This is a genomic window from Streptomyces sp. DH24 (genome assembly GCF_029813775.1).
In the GTDB taxonomy this organism is placed as follows: Bacteria; Actinomycetota; Actinomycetes; order Streptomycetales; family Streptomycetaceae; genus Streptomyces.
This window is the reverse complement of the sequence record NZ_JARVKW010000051.1, coordinates 20227-35949: the sequence shown is the minus strand read 5'-3', so window position 1 is coordinate 35949 and position 15723 is coordinate 20227. Positions and strand designations below refer to the sequence as shown.

The 15723-nt window shown below is 73.5% G+C and carries 10 protein-coding genes, 2 pseudogenes and 1 riboswitch; of the genes and pseudogenes, 7 read left to right on the top strand and 5 right to left on the bottom strand.

Annotation, left to right across the window (positions count from 1 at the left end; all coding sequences use genetic code 11):
• Nucleotides 1-13 precede the first annotated feature (13 nt).
• The 5 genes and pseudogenes from QC282_RS28530 to QC282_RS28510 all read left to right on the top strand — a co-directional run.
• On the top strand, nucleotides 14-1180 hold the full coding sequence (locus tag QC282_RS28530) for an ROK family glucokinase (RefSeq protein WP_279552462.1): 1167 nt from the start codon (nucleotides 14-16) through the stop codon (nucleotides 1178-1180).
• Nucleotides 1177-1752: a sugar kinase gene (locus tag QC282_RS28525; protein ID WP_279552461.1), complete on the top strand. Its 576-nt coding sequence runs from the start codon at nucleotides 1177-1179 to the stop codon at nucleotides 1750-1752. Before QC282_RS28530 ends, QC282_RS28525 begins: the two co-directional genes overlap by 4 nt.
• 192 nt (nucleotides 1753-1944) lie before the next feature.
• The gene (locus QC282_RS28520; protein WP_279552460.1) at nucleotides 1945-4794 is read left to right on the top strand and encodes a DEAD/DEAH box helicase; all 2850 of its coding nucleotides are present in this window, start codon (nucleotides 1945-1947) and stop codon (nucleotides 4792-4794) included.
• Nucleotides 4791-7505, top strand: coding sequence for an SWIM zinc finger family protein (locus tag QC282_RS28515; RefSeq protein ID WP_279552459.1), 2715 nt, complete (start codon nucleotides 4791-4793; stop codon nucleotides 7503-7505). The genes QC282_RS28520 and QC282_RS28515 overlap by 4 nt, the downstream gene beginning before the upstream one ends.
• A gap of 180 nt (nucleotides 7506-7685) precedes the next feature.
• Nucleotides 7686-7793, top strand: a pseudogene (locus QC282_RS28510) (aminoacid decarboxylase); the annotation flags it as partial.
• 50 nt (nucleotides 7794-7843) lie between these two features.
• Here QC282_RS28510 and QC282_RS28505 read toward each other — a convergent pair.
• The gene (locus tag QC282_RS28505; RefSeq protein ID WP_279552458.1) at nucleotides 7844-8938 is read right to left on the bottom strand and encodes a glutamate--cysteine ligase; all 1095 of its coding nucleotides are present in this window, start codon (nucleotides 8936-8938) and stop codon (nucleotides 7844-7846) included.
• A gap of 522 nt (nucleotides 8939-9460) precedes the next feature.
• Between QC282_RS28505 and QC282_RS28500 the strand changes: the two genes are divergently transcribed.
• Nucleotides 9461-10684, top strand: coding sequence for a PP2C family protein-serine/threonine phosphatase (locus QC282_RS28500; RefSeq protein WP_279552457.1), 1224 nt, complete (start codon nucleotides 9461-9463; stop codon nucleotides 10682-10684).
• 430 nt (nucleotides 10685-11114) lie between these two features.
• Here the strand turns inward: QC282_RS28500 and QC282_RS28495 are convergent.
• Nucleotides 11115-11237, bottom strand: a pseudogene (locus QC282_RS28495) (ATP-binding protein); the annotation flags it as partial.
• A 56-nt stretch (nucleotides 11238-11293) separates the two neighbouring features.
• Between QC282_RS28495 and QC282_RS28490 the strand changes: the two are divergent.
• Entirely contained in the window at nucleotides 11294-11782 is a 489-nt protein-coding gene (locus QC282_RS28490) for a GNAT family N-acetyltransferase (protein ID WP_279552456.1), read from the top strand.
• An 847-nt stretch (nucleotides 11783-12629) separates the two neighbouring features.
• On the opposite strand, the gene QC282_RS28485 is transcribed toward QC282_RS28490, so the two are convergent.
• Genes QC282_RS28485 through QC282_RS28475 form a run of 3 tightly spaced genes read right to left on the bottom strand, consistent with a single transcriptional unit; the run spans nucleotide 12630 to nucleotide 15543 of the window.
• On the bottom strand, nucleotides 12630-13415 hold the full coding sequence (locus QC282_RS28485) for an ABC transporter ATP-binding protein (RefSeq protein WP_279552455.1): 786 nt from the start codon (nucleotides 13413-13415) through the stop codon (nucleotides 12630-12632).
• The gene (locus QC282_RS28480; protein ID WP_279552454.1) at nucleotides 13412-14527 is read right to left on the bottom strand and encodes an iron ABC transporter permease; all 1116 of its coding nucleotides are present in this window, start codon (nucleotides 14525-14527) and stop codon (nucleotides 13412-13414) included. Before QC282_RS28480 ends, QC282_RS28485 begins: the two co-directional genes overlap by 4 nt.
• A complete protein-coding gene (locus QC282_RS28475; protein ID WP_279552453.1) occupies nucleotides 14524-15543 on the bottom strand; it encodes an ABC transporter substrate-binding protein in 1020 nt (339 codons plus the stop codon). Before QC282_RS28475 ends, QC282_RS28480 begins: the two co-directional genes overlap by 4 nt.
• Before the next feature lie 48 nt (nucleotides 15544-15591).
• Nucleotides 15592-15713, bottom strand: a riboswitch (cobalamin riboswitch).
• Between the last annotated feature and the right edge of the window lie 10 nt (nucleotides 15714-15723).

The window sequence follows — 15723 nt, the reverse complement described above, 5'->3', positions numbered from 1 at the left end:
AGAATCGGCCCTGATGAGCACCTACCGCGACTTCAGCGCCCCCCTCGGCTCCCGGCGCCCCGTGCTCCGCACGGTCGGCACCCGGGAACGCCGCTCGCACCTGACGGCACCCCGCGTGCCGACCGTCGGTATCGACATCGGCGGCACGAAGGTGATGGCGGGCGTGGTCGACGCCGACGGCAACATCCTGGAGAAGCTCCGCGCGGAGACCCCGGACAAGTCCAAGAGCCCGAAGGTCGTCGAGGACACCATCGTCGAGCTGGTCCTCGACCTGTCCGACCGGCACGACGTGCACGCCGTCGGCATCGGCGCGGCCGGCTGGGTCGACGCCGACCGCAACCGCGTCCTGTTCGCGCCGCACCTGTCCTGGCGCAACGAACCCCTCAGGGACCGCATCTCCGGCAGGCTGTCCGTCCCCGTCCTGGTCGACAACGACGCCAACACCGCCGCCTGGGCCGAGTGGCGCTTCGGCGCCGGCCGCGACGAGGACCACCTCGTCATGATCACGCTGGGTACCGGCATCGGCGGCGCCATCCTGGAGGACGGCCAGGTCAAGCGCGGCAAGTACGGCGTCGCCGGCGAGTTCGGGCACATGCAGGTCGTGCCCGGCGGCCACCGCTGCCCGTGCGGCAACCGCGGCTGCTGGGAGCAGTACAGCTCCGGCAACGCCCTGGTGCGCGAGGCCCGCGAGCTCGCCGCCGCCGACTCCCCGGTCGCCTACGGGATCATCGAGCACGTCAAGGGCAACATCTCCGACATCACCGGCCCGATGATCACCGAGCTGGCCCGCGAGGGCGACGCCATGTGCATCGAACTGCTCCAGGACATCGGGCAGTGGCTCGGCGTCGGCATCGCCAACCTCGCCGCCGCCCTCGACCCGTCCTGCTTCGTGATCGGTGGCGGCGTCTCGGCCGCCGACGACCTGCTGATCGGGCCCGCCCGGGACGCCTTCCGCCGCAACCTCACCGGACGCGGCTACCGCCCCGAGGCCCGCATCGCCCGCGCCCAGCTCGGCCCCGAGGCCGGCATGGTCGGCGCCGCCGACCTCGCCCGCCTCGTCGCCCGCCGCTTCCGCCGCGCCAAGCGCCGCCGCGTGGAACGCTACGAGCGCTACGAGCGGTACGCCCAGTTCCGGCGCACCACCGAACAGTTCCGGCGCACCACGGAGGGCTCGGCGTGACCGCGGTACCGCATCCGGCGAAGCCGGACCAGCCGCCCCGGCCCGCCGAGGACCGCCGGCACATGATCCGCCGCAGGGCGCTCACCCTGCTGACCATCGTGCTGCTCATCGGCATCCCGGCCGGCTACCTCGTGATCTCCGCGAACCAGAGCCGCGACAGCGGCCGGGACAAGGAGGCCAAGTACTCGGCGACCGGCCTCACCGCGGGCTGGCCGTCCAAGGTGCAGCGCCGTCTCTACCAGGTGCCGATACCGCATCCGGCGGACCGCATCGCCTACTACGAGACCAACAACTGGAAGACCAGCCGGCTCTACGTCCAGTTCGGCACCACCGCCGCGGGCCTCGACGCGTTCCTCACCGGCATGGGCGTCACCCGTGGCGACCTGAGGAAGGGCGACGTGACGATAGGCGCCCGCGACCAGAAGGTCAGTGGCTGGAAGTTCCCGGACGACGGCCGGTGGTGGGGGCTGGCCCACAGGCAGAAGAACCCGGCGCCCACCCAGGACGTCGTGGTGAACCTGTCGAACCCGGACCACGTCATGGTCTACGTCGTCTCCCGCACCGTGCCGTAGCACCCCGCGCGGGTCGCGCGGGCCGGTGTCGTGGCATGCGCGGCGGGCCGCCGGGGCCGGTGTCGTGGCACCCGCCGCCGGTCGCCGGTCCGGTGCGGTCGTCCCGCGCCGGCCCGGCTCCGGGGCCGGTTGTCAGACCCCGCCCGTAGAGTCGAAGACACATGAGCCGTGGGGCGGGAGGTGACAGGACGTATGAGCGGCACGGTCGCCGTGGCCGAGCGGGCGGGGGAGCCCGGGCCCGCCGCCGGTCCGGTCCCCGCCCGGCTCGCGGCCGTCTTCCTGCCCGCGCCCCTGCCGCGCGAGAGCACCGTCGCCTTCTGGGACCCGGACGGCGGCCCGCTGCCCGCCGCGGCAGCGCACCCCACGGAGCTCACAGTCGTACGACGGCACGGCGCCGGAGTACGCCGCAGGACCACCCCGGCGCTCACGCTCCCGGTCGGCGAGGCCCTCGGGCTGCTGGCCGGCGCCCGGCACGACCCGGCGGCCCACCCCGCCACCGCCTGCTGGGGCGCCGCCGCGCTGCACGCGCTGCGGCTGGCCGCCCGGGGCCGCCTGCTGCCCGGCCTCACCGCCACCGGACACGACGCCTGGCGGGCCGGACCCCTCGACCAGGACGACATCGCGCACCTGAGGGCGGTGGCCGCCGCCCTCCCGTACGAGGGGCACGCGGTCCCGCTGCCCGGCCCCGGCCCGCTGCTGCTGCCCGAACCGGAAGCGCTGATGCGCGCCTTCCTCGACGCGGTCGCCGACACCCTGCCCCGCACCCCGGCCGCCCCCTACGCCGCCGGGAAACCGTTCGCGGCGAGCACCGCCCAGCATCTGCCGCACGCGCACGACTGGGCCGCCGAGGTCGCCGCCGGCATGGACGCGGGCGTGCGGATCTCGCTCCGGCTGGACCTGTCGGCCTACGAGCTGTTCGACGGCGACCCCGACGCCGGGGTGCGCACCGCGGGCGCCGCGATCGTCCAGGTGCACAGCCTCGCCGACCCCACCCTGGTGGCCGACGCGGCGGCCCTGTGGGCGGGAGAGGCGGACGACGCCTTCGGGCCACGCGCGCGCGTCGACGCCGCCCTCGCGGTGCGCCGGGCGGCCCGGGTCTGGCCCCCGCTCGACCGGCTCGGCGAGCAGGACGTGCCCGACGTGCTCGCGCTGTCCGAGGACGAGCTGAGCGACCTGCTCGGCGTCGCCGCCACCCGGCTCGCCGCGGCCGGTGTCGCCGTGCACTGGCCCCGCGACCTGGCGCAGGACCTGACCGCGACGGCCGTCGTCCGGCCCGCGCCCGGCTCGGCGACCGACGGCACCGGGTTCTTCGAAAGCGAGGACCTGCTGCGGTTCCGCTGGCAGCTGGCGCTCGGCGGCGACCCGCTCAGCGAGACAGAGATGGACGCGCTCGCCGAGGCGCACCGCCCGGTCGTCCGGCTGCGCGACCAGTGGGTGCTGGTCGACCCCGCCCTCGTCCGCAAGGCCCGCAAACGGGACCTCGGCCTGCTCGACCCCGTCGACGCCCTGTCCGTCGCCCTCACCGGCACCGCCGAGGTGGACGGCGAGACCGTCGAGGCGGTGCCCGCGGGCGCCCTCGCCGCCCTGCGCGACCGGTTGACGGCCGGCGTCCGCCCCGCCGAACCGCCGGCCGGCCTGCACGCCACCCTGCGCGACTACCAACTGCGCGGCCTGGCCTGGCTGGAGCTCATGACCTCCCTCGGCCTCGGCGGCTGCCTCGCCGACGACATGGGCCTCGGCAAGACGATCACCGTCATCGCCCTGCACCTCAAGCGCGCCCGCCGCGAACCGACGCTGGTGGTCTGCCCGGCCTCCCTGCTCGGCAACTGGCAGCGGGAGATCACCCGGTTCGCGCCCGGCGTCCCCGTCCGCCGCTTCCACGGGCCGGACCGCACCCTGGACGACCTGCCCGGCGGCTTCGTCCTCACCACGTACGGCACCATGCGCAGCGCGGCACCCGTCCTCGCCGTACAGCCGTGGGGCATGGTCGTCGCCGACGAGGCCCAGCACGTCAAGAACCCCTACTCCGCCACGGCGAAGGCGCTGCGCACCATCCCCACCCCCGCGCGCGTGGCCCTCACCGGCACCCCCGTCGAGAACAACCTCTCCGAACTGTGGGCCCTGCTCGACTGGACCACCCCCGGCCTCCTGGGCCCGCTGAAGTCCTTCCGCGCCCGGCACGCGCGCGCCGTGGAGAACGGCGAGGACGAGGAGGCGGTGGAGCGGCTGGCCCGCCTCGTCCGGCCCTTCCTGCTGCGCCGCAAGAAGTCCGACCCGGGCATCGTCCCCGAGCTGCCGCCCAAGACCGAGACCGACCGTCCCGTGCCGCTCACCCGAGAACAGGCCGCGCTGTACGAGGCGGTGGTGCGCGAGTCGATGCTGGCCATCGAGACCGCCGAGGGCATGGCGCGCCGCGGCATGGTGCTGAAGCTCCTCACCTCGCTCAAGCAGATCTGCGACCACCCCGCCCTGTTCCTGAAGGAGGAGCTGTCCGGCGGCGACCGGCAGGCCGCGAGGTCCGGGAAACTCGTCCTGCTGGACGAGCTGCTGGACACCCTCCTCGCGGAGGACGGCTCCGCGCTCGTCTTCACGCAGTACGTCGGCATGGCCCGGCTGATCACCGCGCACCTCGCCGAGCGCGCCGTCCCGGCGGAGCTGCTGCACGGCGGCACGCCCGTGCCCGAGCGGGAGCACATGGTCGACCGCTTCCAGAGCGGCGCCACACCCGTCCTGGTGCTGTCGCTGAAGGCGGCCGGCACGGGCCTGAACCTCACCCGCGCGGGCCACGTCGTCCACTTCGACCGCTGGTGGAACCCGGCCGTCGAGGAACAGGCCACCGACCGCGCCTACCGCATCGGCCAGACCCAGCCGGTCCAGGTCCACCGCCTCATCACCGAGGGCACGGTGGAGGACCGCATCACCGAGATGCTGGAGTCCAAGCGGGCCCTGGCCGACGCGATCCTCGGCTCCGGGGAGGCGGCCCTCACGGAACTGACGGACCGCGACCTGTCCGACCTGGTGTCCCTCCGGAGGCCGTCATGACCCCGCGCCCCTCCGAGGAAGCCCGGCGCGCCCTGCGGGAGGCGAGCCGACGGGCCGCCTCGGGCGACCCCGGGGGCAGGCCCGTGGACACCGAGCCGCCGGCCGACGAACGGGAGCCGTCCGCGGGCCACACCGAACCCCGCCCCGCCGACATCGCCCGCGAGGCACTGCGCCGGGCGATGGCCTCCCGGCGTGCGGCGGAGGGAGCACCGGACGGAACGGACACCGACGTCGCTGAGGCGCGGGCGGACGCCGGGGCCGCGCCGGGGGAGACGGACGAGGGCCCGACACCGGCCGACGGCGACCGGGACTCGGATGCCGGGGGTCGGGGAGCGGGCGGTGCCGGGGGCCGGGACTCGGATGCCGGGGGCCGGGGAGTGGGCGGCGCCGGGGTCGCGGGGGAACGCGCGGTGCGGCCGGTCGGTGCCGGGCGCCGCTCGGGGGAGCCCGGGGACGGGGATGGCCTTGGGACACGGTCGGCCGGGGCCGAGTCCCCCTCCGCCGCTCCCGCCGACTCCGCCGCCCTCGCCGCTCCCGCCGACTTCGTCGTACCCACCGGCTCCGCCGCCGCCGGGGACTCCGTCGTACCCGCCGCTCCCGCCGACTTCGTCGTACCCACCGGCTCCGCCGCCGCCGGGGACTCCGTCGTACCCGCCGCTCCCACCGACTCCGCCGCCCCCACGGACTCCGTCGTATCCACCGACCCCGCCCTCCCCGCCGACGCCGAGCACCCCGACCAGCGTGCAGCCCGGACCGCGCCCCGTCCGGCCCGCCCGGCCGACGTGGCCCGCGAGGCGCTGCGCGCCGCACGCCGAGGTGCTGCGGGAGCCGACGGGGCGCCGGACGGACCGACGTCCCGCGAGCGTGCGGGTGCCCGGGGCGCCCGGGGCGGCAAGGGCGGACGGGGGGCCGTACGCCACGGCCGTGATGAGCGGGGTGCCGCCGGTGCCGGTTCGCGGGAGGACCGGAGCGACGCCGCCGCGCGCGCCCGCGAGCTGCGGGAACTGCTGGCGGGCGCCTTCCGTCTCCCGCAGGACGCGACCGACCCCGACCCCGACCCCGAGCCCCGGCCGGACGAGGACGAGGCACCCGAGCGTGCATCGGCTGCCCGCGGGTCGGCCCCCCGTGGAACCGCCTCGTCCGAACGCGGTCGGCGTGGGCTCGCCGCACCCGTCGCCCCGGCGTCCGACGGCCCCCGGTCGGCCGCCGACTCCGGCCCGTCGGTCCAACCCGCCACCCCCGAGCACTCACCCGGCGAACCGTCCACCGCCCCCCGCCCACGCCCGTCCACCACACGCCCCGACTCCGCCCCCGGCCCACGGAGCCGCGAGTCCACCAGCCCCGCACCTCCACCCGCCACCGCCACCGCGCCCGCGCCCGTGCCCGCAACGACCCCTCGTTCCATGGCCGCCCCCGGCCGGGACGGTGAGCTGCGGCGGACCTTCCCGGCGTTGCCCGCACGTCCCGCAGGGGACGGCGCGTTCGCCGGGACCTGGTGGGGCAACGCGTGGGTCGCGGCGCTGGAGGAGGGCGCGCTGGACGCCAAGCGGCTGGCACGCGGCCGGGGCTACGCCGAGCAGGGGCACGTCGACGCGATCACCGTCACGCCGGGGCTCGTGCTCGCGTACGTGCAGGGCACCCGGCCCCGGCCCTACCGCGTGCAGGTGCGGCTGCGCACGCTCGACGACGCCGACTGGGACAGGTTCCTGGACGCCGCCGCCGACCGCCCCGGGCACATCGCGGCGCTCCTCGACAAGGAGCTGCCGCAGTCCCTCGCCGACTGCGGAGTGCCCCTGCTGCCCGGCCCCGGTGACCTCGCCCCGCAGTGCAGTTGCCCCGACTCCGGTCACCCCTGCAAGCACGCCGCCGCGCTCTGCTACCAGACGGCGCGGCTGCTCGACGCCGATCCCTTCGTGCTGCTCCTGCTGCGCGGCCGGGGCGAACGCCGGCTGCTGGACGCCCTGTCCCGGCTCAGCGCGGCCCGCGCCGCCCGCGCCGCCCGCGCCGCCCAGGACCGGGCACCGGCAGCCCTCCCCGGAGTCCGCGCCACGGACGCCCTGGCCCGGCGGGAACTCCCCGCACCGCCACCCCCGTTGCCCGCGCCCCCGCACCCCGAGCAGCCCCCGGTCTACCCGGCGGCACCGGGCGGCCCGGACCCCTTCGCGCTGGACCAGCTCGCCACCGACGCCGCCGCCCGCGCCCACGCGCTGCTCACCACCGGCCGTGACCCCGTCGCAGACCTGACGCTGTGGCAGGACGCCGTGCGCCTGGCCGCCGCCCGCCCCGGCTCCGGCCTCACCGCGAGCACCCGCTCGCTCTACTCCTCCCTAGCCACCGCCACCGGCCGCACCCCGGCCGACCTGGCCCGCGCGGTCGCCGCCTGGCGGCAGGGCGGACGCGCCGGCCTCACCGTTCTCGAGGAGCTCTGGGACCCGCCCGCCGGCCGCTTCGACCGGGCCCGCCCCCTGCTCCTGGCCGCCGACCTCCCCGCCTTCCGCCCCTGGCACAACACCCTCACGCACCCCGGGGGACACCTCCAGCTGCGCCTCGGCCGCGACGGACTGTGGTACGCGTACGAGTCGGAGCCGGGCCACGACGACTGGTGGCCGCGCGGCACCCCCGACCTCGACCCGGTCGGCGCCCTCACGGGCCTCGGCACACCGAACGGGACGGAGGAGCCGGACCCGTCGAACACCACGGACACGACGTGACGGTGTCCGCATCAGACCGCCGCACTTCCCGCGGAACCACGCCGCAGCCCCGCCGGGCAGCACCAGCGCCTCCTCCCCGGTCTACGCGACCCTCGGCGGCCGGCGCCGTCAGATGGTCGAACACGGGCGCGATCTCCGGGACGCCGCGCTGCACCCTGCGGAGCGCATCCGCGACCTCAGCCGTATCCGCCGGGGGTGCCCGCCGTCGCTCCCGGTGAAGTCATCGCCAACGAGGTGCTGGACTGCCTGCGCACCGGCGTCGAGCACGGGGTCGTGATCCCGCAGGCACTGTCGGCGGGCACCGGTTGCCGTCATCGGCTGCCTTCACGCAGGTCGTGTCACGGCATGACGGCCGCCTCGGCGAGCATGTCGATCACGGCGTCCGGGCCGCCCCTGGACAGGACCTGGCGTTGCCGGTCCGCACCCGTGCCGTCCCGCAGCAGACGGTGGACGAGGGCGCCGACCTCGCGAGTGTCGCCGGCCTCCTCCAGCGCGGGGCCGACATGCTCCACCAGCTGGTACACCACGTCACCCGCGCGGCACCGGCGGCCGGCAGGGTCGATCAACTCTCCGCTCAGTCCGTGACGGGCGGCCTGCCACATCGCCGCCTTCAGCAGCTCGGGGCTCGTCTGCGGCGCCGCGCGCCCGTCAGCGGCCTCGCGCATCGCCGTGTTCACGATGCCGCGCACCAGACCGGCGAACATCACGGCGTCGTCGGTGCGGGGCTGTACGTCCAGGCAGCGGACCTCGACCGTCGGATAGCGCTCGCACAGCCGGGCCTGCCAGTACAACTGGCCGCTGTCCGCGATCACGCCGGTGGACAGCAGGTGCCGTACCCGGGCGTCGTAGTCGGTGTCGTCGGTGAAGTGCGGCGGTATCCCACTGACCGGCCACCGGTCGAAGACGAGCGTGCGCCAGCTCGCGAAGCCGGTGTCGTGCCCGTCCCACAGCGGGGAGTTCGCCCCCATGGCGGTCAGTGTGGGCAGCCAGGGCCGCAGCCGGTTGAGTACCTCCACGCCGCTGCGACGGCTCGGTACCGCGACGTGTACGTGCATGCCGTTGACCGTCTGCTCCGCCACCAGTTGCGGCGCCTGCCGCAGCATCGCCCGGTAGCGCGCCTTGTCCGTGACCGCCACGGCACTGCCTTGCACCATGGGCGCGATGCCGCTCGGCAGGATCCGGCAGCCGTACGTCTCCGCCGCGCGGGCCACGGCGTGCCGCAGCCGCAGCAGGTGTCCGCCGACCTCGTCCAAGGTGCCGCAGACCGGGGTGGCCACCTCCACCTGCGCCTGCAGCAGCTCCAACTGGATCTCGTCCGCCGCGACGAACGGCTCCAGACCGGCGGCGGCCCGCACCTTCTCGCTGTACGGGCTCAGGCGGCCGGTGGCCGCTTCCACCAGCAAGTATTCCTCTTCGACACCGACGGTTGTCATGTGCGGCCTTCCCGACCCGCCGGGCACCGCTGACCGATGAGGCGGTGCGTGCGTTCTGTGTTCCCACCTGGCGTGGCCGCAGTCGCCCCCGCCTGCCCGAAACTGCCGCGGGACCGCTGTTCGGCCTGCCCGCCGGCGTCGGAGCGTCGACCGCGATCACATAGGAGGCACGGGCGTGACGTCGGAAGCGGGCCTCCGGGAGCGACCGTCGGGTGCGCGGCGACCCCGCATGGCAGGCTGGTGGCCTGCAAGTCTGGTTTGCATGCAGTTGTCCGGGAACGGGTGACCCCGCAATAATCTGGTGCCGGTGTCTGCCGAGCGGGAAGGGAGCCGTCATGCAGATGGTCCGCCCCGTGCCGCCGGGATGTCCCCCGGGGGGTGGGGCACCGCCGGGACGCGGGCACACGGTCCGGGCCGGCCGGGGCGCAGTGGATCCGCGCCGGATGCGCGGCACCGACGGTTGCCCGTCGTCCGCCCTGTGCCCGCCTGCCCGGGACGATCGCTTCCCGATGGGTGTGGCCCGTGGTTGACAGAGGTGTGGCGGCGCTGGCGCTGGTACGGCTGATGCAGGTCAGCCACACCGCCACGCTCGAGCAACTGCCGGAGCTCATCAACGCGTACGCCGCCGGCGCCGGGGCGTACGACACGGCCGTCTTCGTCGTCGACCTCCGCGAAACGGTGCTGCGCCGGCTCACGGGCAAGGGCCCGGACGCCGGGGCCGACGGGCAGGAGTTCACCGTCCAGGGGAGCCTGCCCGGTCAGGCGTACCAGCGCGTGGGTCTTCTCTCCGAGTCGACGACGGAGAACGCGCCGGACGGTCGCCGACGGTGGTGGGTGGCTGTCACCGACGGCGTGGAGCGCCTGGGCGTGTTGCGGACCGACACCGACACCGACGACGACGAGACCCGCCAAGCCGTGCGCGACCTGGCGTCGATGACCGCCCTGCTCCTGCTCAGCAAGCGGTCCTTCAGCGACTCCTACGCGCGCCTGGTGCGCACCGAGCCGATGAACGTGGCGGCGGAGATGCAGTGGAACCTGACCCCTCCGCCCGCGTACGCCGGTCACGACGTGACGGTGGGCGCGGTCATGGAACCGGCCTACCAGGTCGGCGGAGACGCCTTCGACTACGCCGTGACCGGCAGCGTGCTCCACCTGAGTGTCTTCGACGCCATGGGCCACGACACCACCGCCGGGATCACCGCGAACCTCGCCGTGGCAGCCTGCCGCAACGCCCGCCGCCACGGCGCGTCACTGGCCGAGACCAGCGAGCGGATCGAACAGACGCTGCTGGACCAGTTCGGCACCAGCCGCTACACGACCGGCATCCTGGCCGACCTCGACATGGACACCGGGCGGCTGACCTGGATCAACCGGGGCCATCACCTGCCGATTCTGATCCGCGACAGCCGGTGGACGACCGAGCTGGCCTGCCCTCCGGCCGGCCCCATGGGCACCGGCCTGGACCTGCCGGTGACCGAGTGCGCCGAGCAGTTGGAGCCCGGCGACCGCCTGTTGCTGTACACCGACGGTGTGGTGGAGGCCCGCGACACCCGTGGCAGGCAGTTCGGCCGGGACCGGTTCGCCGACTTCGTACGGCGTCATCACTCCGGTCGGCACACCCTGCACGAGACCCTGCGCCGGCTGATGGCCGCCGTCGTCGATCACCACGGCGGGAAACTCGACGACGACGCCACCGTACTGCTCACCGAATGGCGCGGCGGACACCAGGAGAAGCTGGTCCCCTGAATCGCAGGCCCGCAGGCCAGGAGAGTTCCGGGGGCACCGTCCACGCCCTGGTCCGGGCCGCTGAAAGGTGCGCGAGCGCATCCGCGAGAGCCGTTGGGTTGGGCCCCGGCGCATTCCAGATGAGCGCACCTCGTCTCGCTCCGCACAGAGTGTGACGGCTCGTGACACGACGAAGCCCCGGCCGGGGATCACCACCGGCCAGGGCTTTCCGAAATTGCGGGCATGAGGCGTCGTGGTCCCGCACTCTCTCTTCACGGGCTTGATCACCCGGAGCCGGTCCGGCCGGTTCGAAGTCCACCGATGCGTCCCGTACTCCGGCCGCAGCACCCACTGTGGCGCCGCCGCGCACGTCCGCCACGATCGCGCGCCGGTCGGCCGTCCTCGTCGTGGATCAGGTCGCCCACCCACGCGCGCCGTTCCTGTTCCCCGGTCATCCGTGTTCCTTCCCGTGCAGTTCCGCCCACACCCGCTTCCCCCACGGCAGCGGCTCGCTGCCCCAGTCCCGCGCCGGCGCCGCCACGAGCGCGAGACCGCGCCCGCCTTCGCTCCCGGGACCCGGCAGCCGACCCGCCGCATGACAGGCACGCTCCGGTGCGAAATACTCTCCCGATGAGTTCACGCACTTCCCCGATCTGCCGGTCGATCGCGATACGGAGGGCCGTCGCGCGGGATGCCAAACGGCTCACGCGGCTCGTGCGTGGCTCAGGCGCCCACGAGGGTAAGTACGCAGCCGCAGTCGCGGGCTACCGGGTCGGTCCTGATTACATCGAGGCCCACCGCGCCTTTGTGGCCGTCGGTGCCGACGAGCATGGAGGCCGGGTCCTCGGGTTCTACTCGCTCGTTCTCGTTCCACCGGAGCTCGACCTGCTGTTCGTCGCTGACGAAGCGCAAGGGCGGGGTATTGGACGACTGCTCGTCGCGCACATGCAGTCCGAGGCCCGTGCCGCCGGCCTCGACCGCGTCAGGGTCGTGTCGCATCCTCCCGCCGAGGACTTCTACCACCGCGCCGGTGCAGTGCGGATCGGGACCGCGCTCGCGAGCCCGCCCGCTGTGCCGTGGGACCGTCCCGAATTCGAGTTTCGCATTCCTTCGGAATGACGCGGTGTGCCGTTCGGCGGGGCACCGGCTTCGCCCGCATGGTGGCCGCCACGCAGGAGCCGCTGGAGCTGCGCGCTCCGTGCCGTCGCCTCTGCCCTGGCGGGGTGATCGCCTGCGCCATCGCGGAGATCCGTCCCAACTACCCAACTGAGTGGGCCGCGATGTAGGCGGTCGCCGTGAAGCTGGGGATCGGCGCGGCGTCACACATCACACCCACAGACGTGATCACGCCAGGGAGTGACGTGGCGCCCCAGCCTGGTAGCCGCCAAGACTGGCTCCGATACAGAGTCCCTCCAAAGGAGCCGCACCCCAGGAAGATGGACACCGGCGGCGACTGTGGAGAAATACTGGCAGTAGAACGGACGGTCATCCGGTCCCGCTCGACACCCACTTTCCGCCGCACCTCGCCGGATTGGCTGGGCCCAGTGCTTCGGCAAGGTCCACCGTCTTCGGAGGACTCGGCCGTACTGTCTCTCGAGGCGGGGTGGACGGGCCCGTGCGGGGGGACAATGCCTACCGCTTACGCATGATTCCGGGCGTCCTGGGAGAATCTTCGTTCGGATGAGACGTCGTGCGTGCCCCGGACGCGCGCGTAGAGCTCGGTCTCTACCTTGCGCAGGATGTGCTCGATGACGTACTCAGGCCCCTGCTTGCGCCAGTTGCAGGGACCGAACCGCGACACCGGTTGCCGGCGGTGAGTTCGAGGGTGTTGATCAGGTCGCGCGTCACGACCCGGAACCGGCCGTTGCGGAGTCCGTCCATGATGTCGGCGTAGTCCTGTCGGGCATGCACGTAGGTCTTGCTGTACTCGCCGCGCCAGGAGTCGGGGCCGCCGCCGGAGCGCGCTTCAGATATGTGGCTCTTCGGGGAGGAATGTCACCTGCGGGGCGCCCGTGCGCGGATGGGTGGCGACTTCCGCTGCCACTCCGTAGACCTCGGCCAGGAGTTTAGGGGTGAGGATCTCGGAGGGTGGTCCGGAGGCGGTGACTTCGCCGGCGTGCAGGACGTAGAGGCGGTCGCAGTAGTAGGCGGCCAGGTTGAGGTCGTGCAGGGCCAGCAGCACGGTCGTGGGCAGGCGGCGCAGGGCACCCAGCACGGACAGTTGGTGGCGGATGTCGAGGTGGTTGGTGGGCTCGTCCAGGACGAGGAGGGTGGGCTGCTGGGTGAGGGCGCGTGCGATGAGGACGCGTTGGCGCTCGCCGCCGGAGAGCCGGTCGAAGGGGCGGGCGGCCAGGTGGACGGCGTCGACCGCGTGGAGTGCGCGGTCGATGAGTTCGGCGTCCTCGGGTGTGTCACCGGCGAGGAGTCGTTTGTGCGGGGTACGGCCCATGGCGACGACCTCGCGGACGGCCAGGTCGAAGTCGGCGGCCGAGTCCTGGACGACCGCCGCCACGGTGCGGGCCAGTTGCCGCACCGGCAGCGCCCAGGCGTCGCCTCCGTCAACCCGGACCTGGCCGCTGTCTGGCCGCAGGACGCGGTAGACGGTGCGCAGGAGGCTGGACTTGCCGCTGCCGTTGGGGCCGACGAGACCGATGGTCTCGCCCGGGCGGGCGTTCAGGGAGACGTCGCGCACCAGGTGGCGCGCTCCGGCGGTGAGCGTGACGCCGTCGACGCTCAGTTCGGTCGCGGTCATGCCACTCCTCGGTCGGTGCCGCGCCGGGCGTCCCGGCGCATCAGCCACAGGAAGAACGGCCCGCCGCACAGGGCCGTGAGCACGCCGACGGGTATTTCCATCGGTGCGGCGATCGTCCGTGCGGCGATGTCGGCCCAGATGAGGAAGACCGCTCCGCCGAGTGCCGCCATCGGCAGGACCCGGCGGTGGTCGCCGCCGACGAACAGGCGCACGATGTGGGGCATCATCAGGCCGACGAAGCCGATCGGTCCGGCCGCCGCGACCAGGACGCCCGTGACGAGGGAGAGCAGGACGAACAGGCGGGCGCGGAAGCGGGCCACGTCCAGTCCCATCGTGGTGGCCGCCTCCTCGCCGGCCAGCAGCAGGTTCAGGTTGCGGGCCTGCACCATGAGGACGCCGATGCCGAGCAGCAGGGCGGTGCTCGGCAGCCACAGCGTGTCCCAGTTGACGCCGCCGAGTCCGCCGAGGGTCCAGGCGAGGACCGCGCGGGCCTCGTTACCCCGGTCGGTGGTGAGGAGCAGCAGATCGAGGACCGCGGTGAGTACCGCCGCGATCGCCACTCCGGACAGCACCAGCCGCGACGAGGTGATGCGTCCGCCGGTGCGGGCGGTGGCGTACACAAGCAGGAGGGCGCCCAGGGCGCCCACGAAGGCGGCCACCGACAGGGAGGCCGGTCCGAAGAGGGTGAACCCGAACACGATCACCGAGACCGCGCCGAGCGACGCCCCGGAGGAGATGCCGAGCAGGTACGGCTCGGCGAGCGGGTTGCGTACCAGAGCCTGCAGAGCGGTACCGATCACCGCGAGGCCGGCGCCGGTGACCGCACCGAGCAGCACCCGCGGCGCCCGCACGTCCACCACGATGGTCGCCCGGGCCCGTGACCAGTCCGGCTCCTGCCAGCCGGCGCCCAGCGTGTGCGTCACGATGCCCCACACCTGGCCCGGCGGTACATGCACGGAGCCGATCGCGAGGCCCGCCGTAGCGGAGACGACGAGCAGGGCGGTGAGCACCAGCAGCGTGACGGCCAGCCGCTTACGGCCTGTTCGTGACTCGGTGGCCTTCCGCCGTTGTACCGTCCGTTCGGCGGGCGAGCCGGTGGCGACCTGGGTCACCGGAAGCTCTTCGGGTGCAGTCCGCGGGCCAGGTCGTCGACCGCGTAGGCCGAGCGGATACCGACCAGGGTGGCGGTCAGCGGCAGGACGACGAACCGCTTGTTCCTGATGGCGGGTACGTCGGCGAGCGCGGGCTGGGAGAGCAGGAACTTCTTCTTCTCATCGACGCTTCCGGCGCCGGCGTAGTCGTAGATGGCGATGACTTCCGGCTTGCGCTCGACGACCTGCTCCCAGGAGACGTCGCCGAAGACGTCGTCGAGGTCGGTGAAGACGTTCTCGCCGCCGGCCAGGCGGATCAAGTCGGTGCCCAGGCTTTTGCCGCCGGCGGTGAAAGCGCTCTTGTCGCCGCTGTCGTAGACGAAGACGGGCACCCCGGGTTCGCCCTCGACCTCGGTGGCGGCCTTGCCGACACGGCGTTGCAAGTCCGTGACCAGCTTGTCGGCCCGGTCCGGGACACCGAAGATCGTGCCGATGGTGCGGATCTCGTCGTAGGTGTCCTTCATGGTCACCTGCTTCTTGCCGCAGTACTCGCGGTTGAGGTAGGTGTCGATGCCGGCGTCGGCGAACGCTGTGCGGGAACGGCCCTCGTTCTCGGCGAAGGCGCTGCCGTAGCCGCCGTAGACGAAGTCGGGTTCGGCGTCCAGGATCCTCTCGAACGACGGTTCCTTCTTCGCCAGTTCGGGTATCGCCTCGTAGTCCTTCTTCAGCTCGGGCAGGACGGCGGAGTCGGGGAAGGCCGTGCCGACCACGCGGTCCTTGAGACGGAGGGCGAGCATGAGTTCTGCCGGGTGCTGGTGGATGGTGACCACCCGTGACGGCGGCTCGTCGTATGTCGTCTTCACGCCGCAGTTGTCGATGGTGACCGGGAAGCCCGCGGGCACGGCAGCCTTCGCGTCCCCGCCGCTCTCGTCGGGCGAACCGCAGCCGGTGGTCAGCAGCACTGATGAGAGAGCCACGGCAGCGGCCGTGGCACGAAGGAACCCGCGCGTGCGGGCAGGGGTGAACAGCTGGGACACGTGAAGCCTCCTGGAGTCCGCGCTCCTCGGATCGGGCCCGCGACGGACCAGTGTCCTGACTCCCGGATCGACGTTCCCTCCGCCTTCCCGCGCGGTGCGCAGTGGCATGTCGGAGGGGCGCTCCCCGGTCACAGTGGCGGGACCGTGCCGGATTTGCACCGGCTTCCTGTCTCCCGTCGC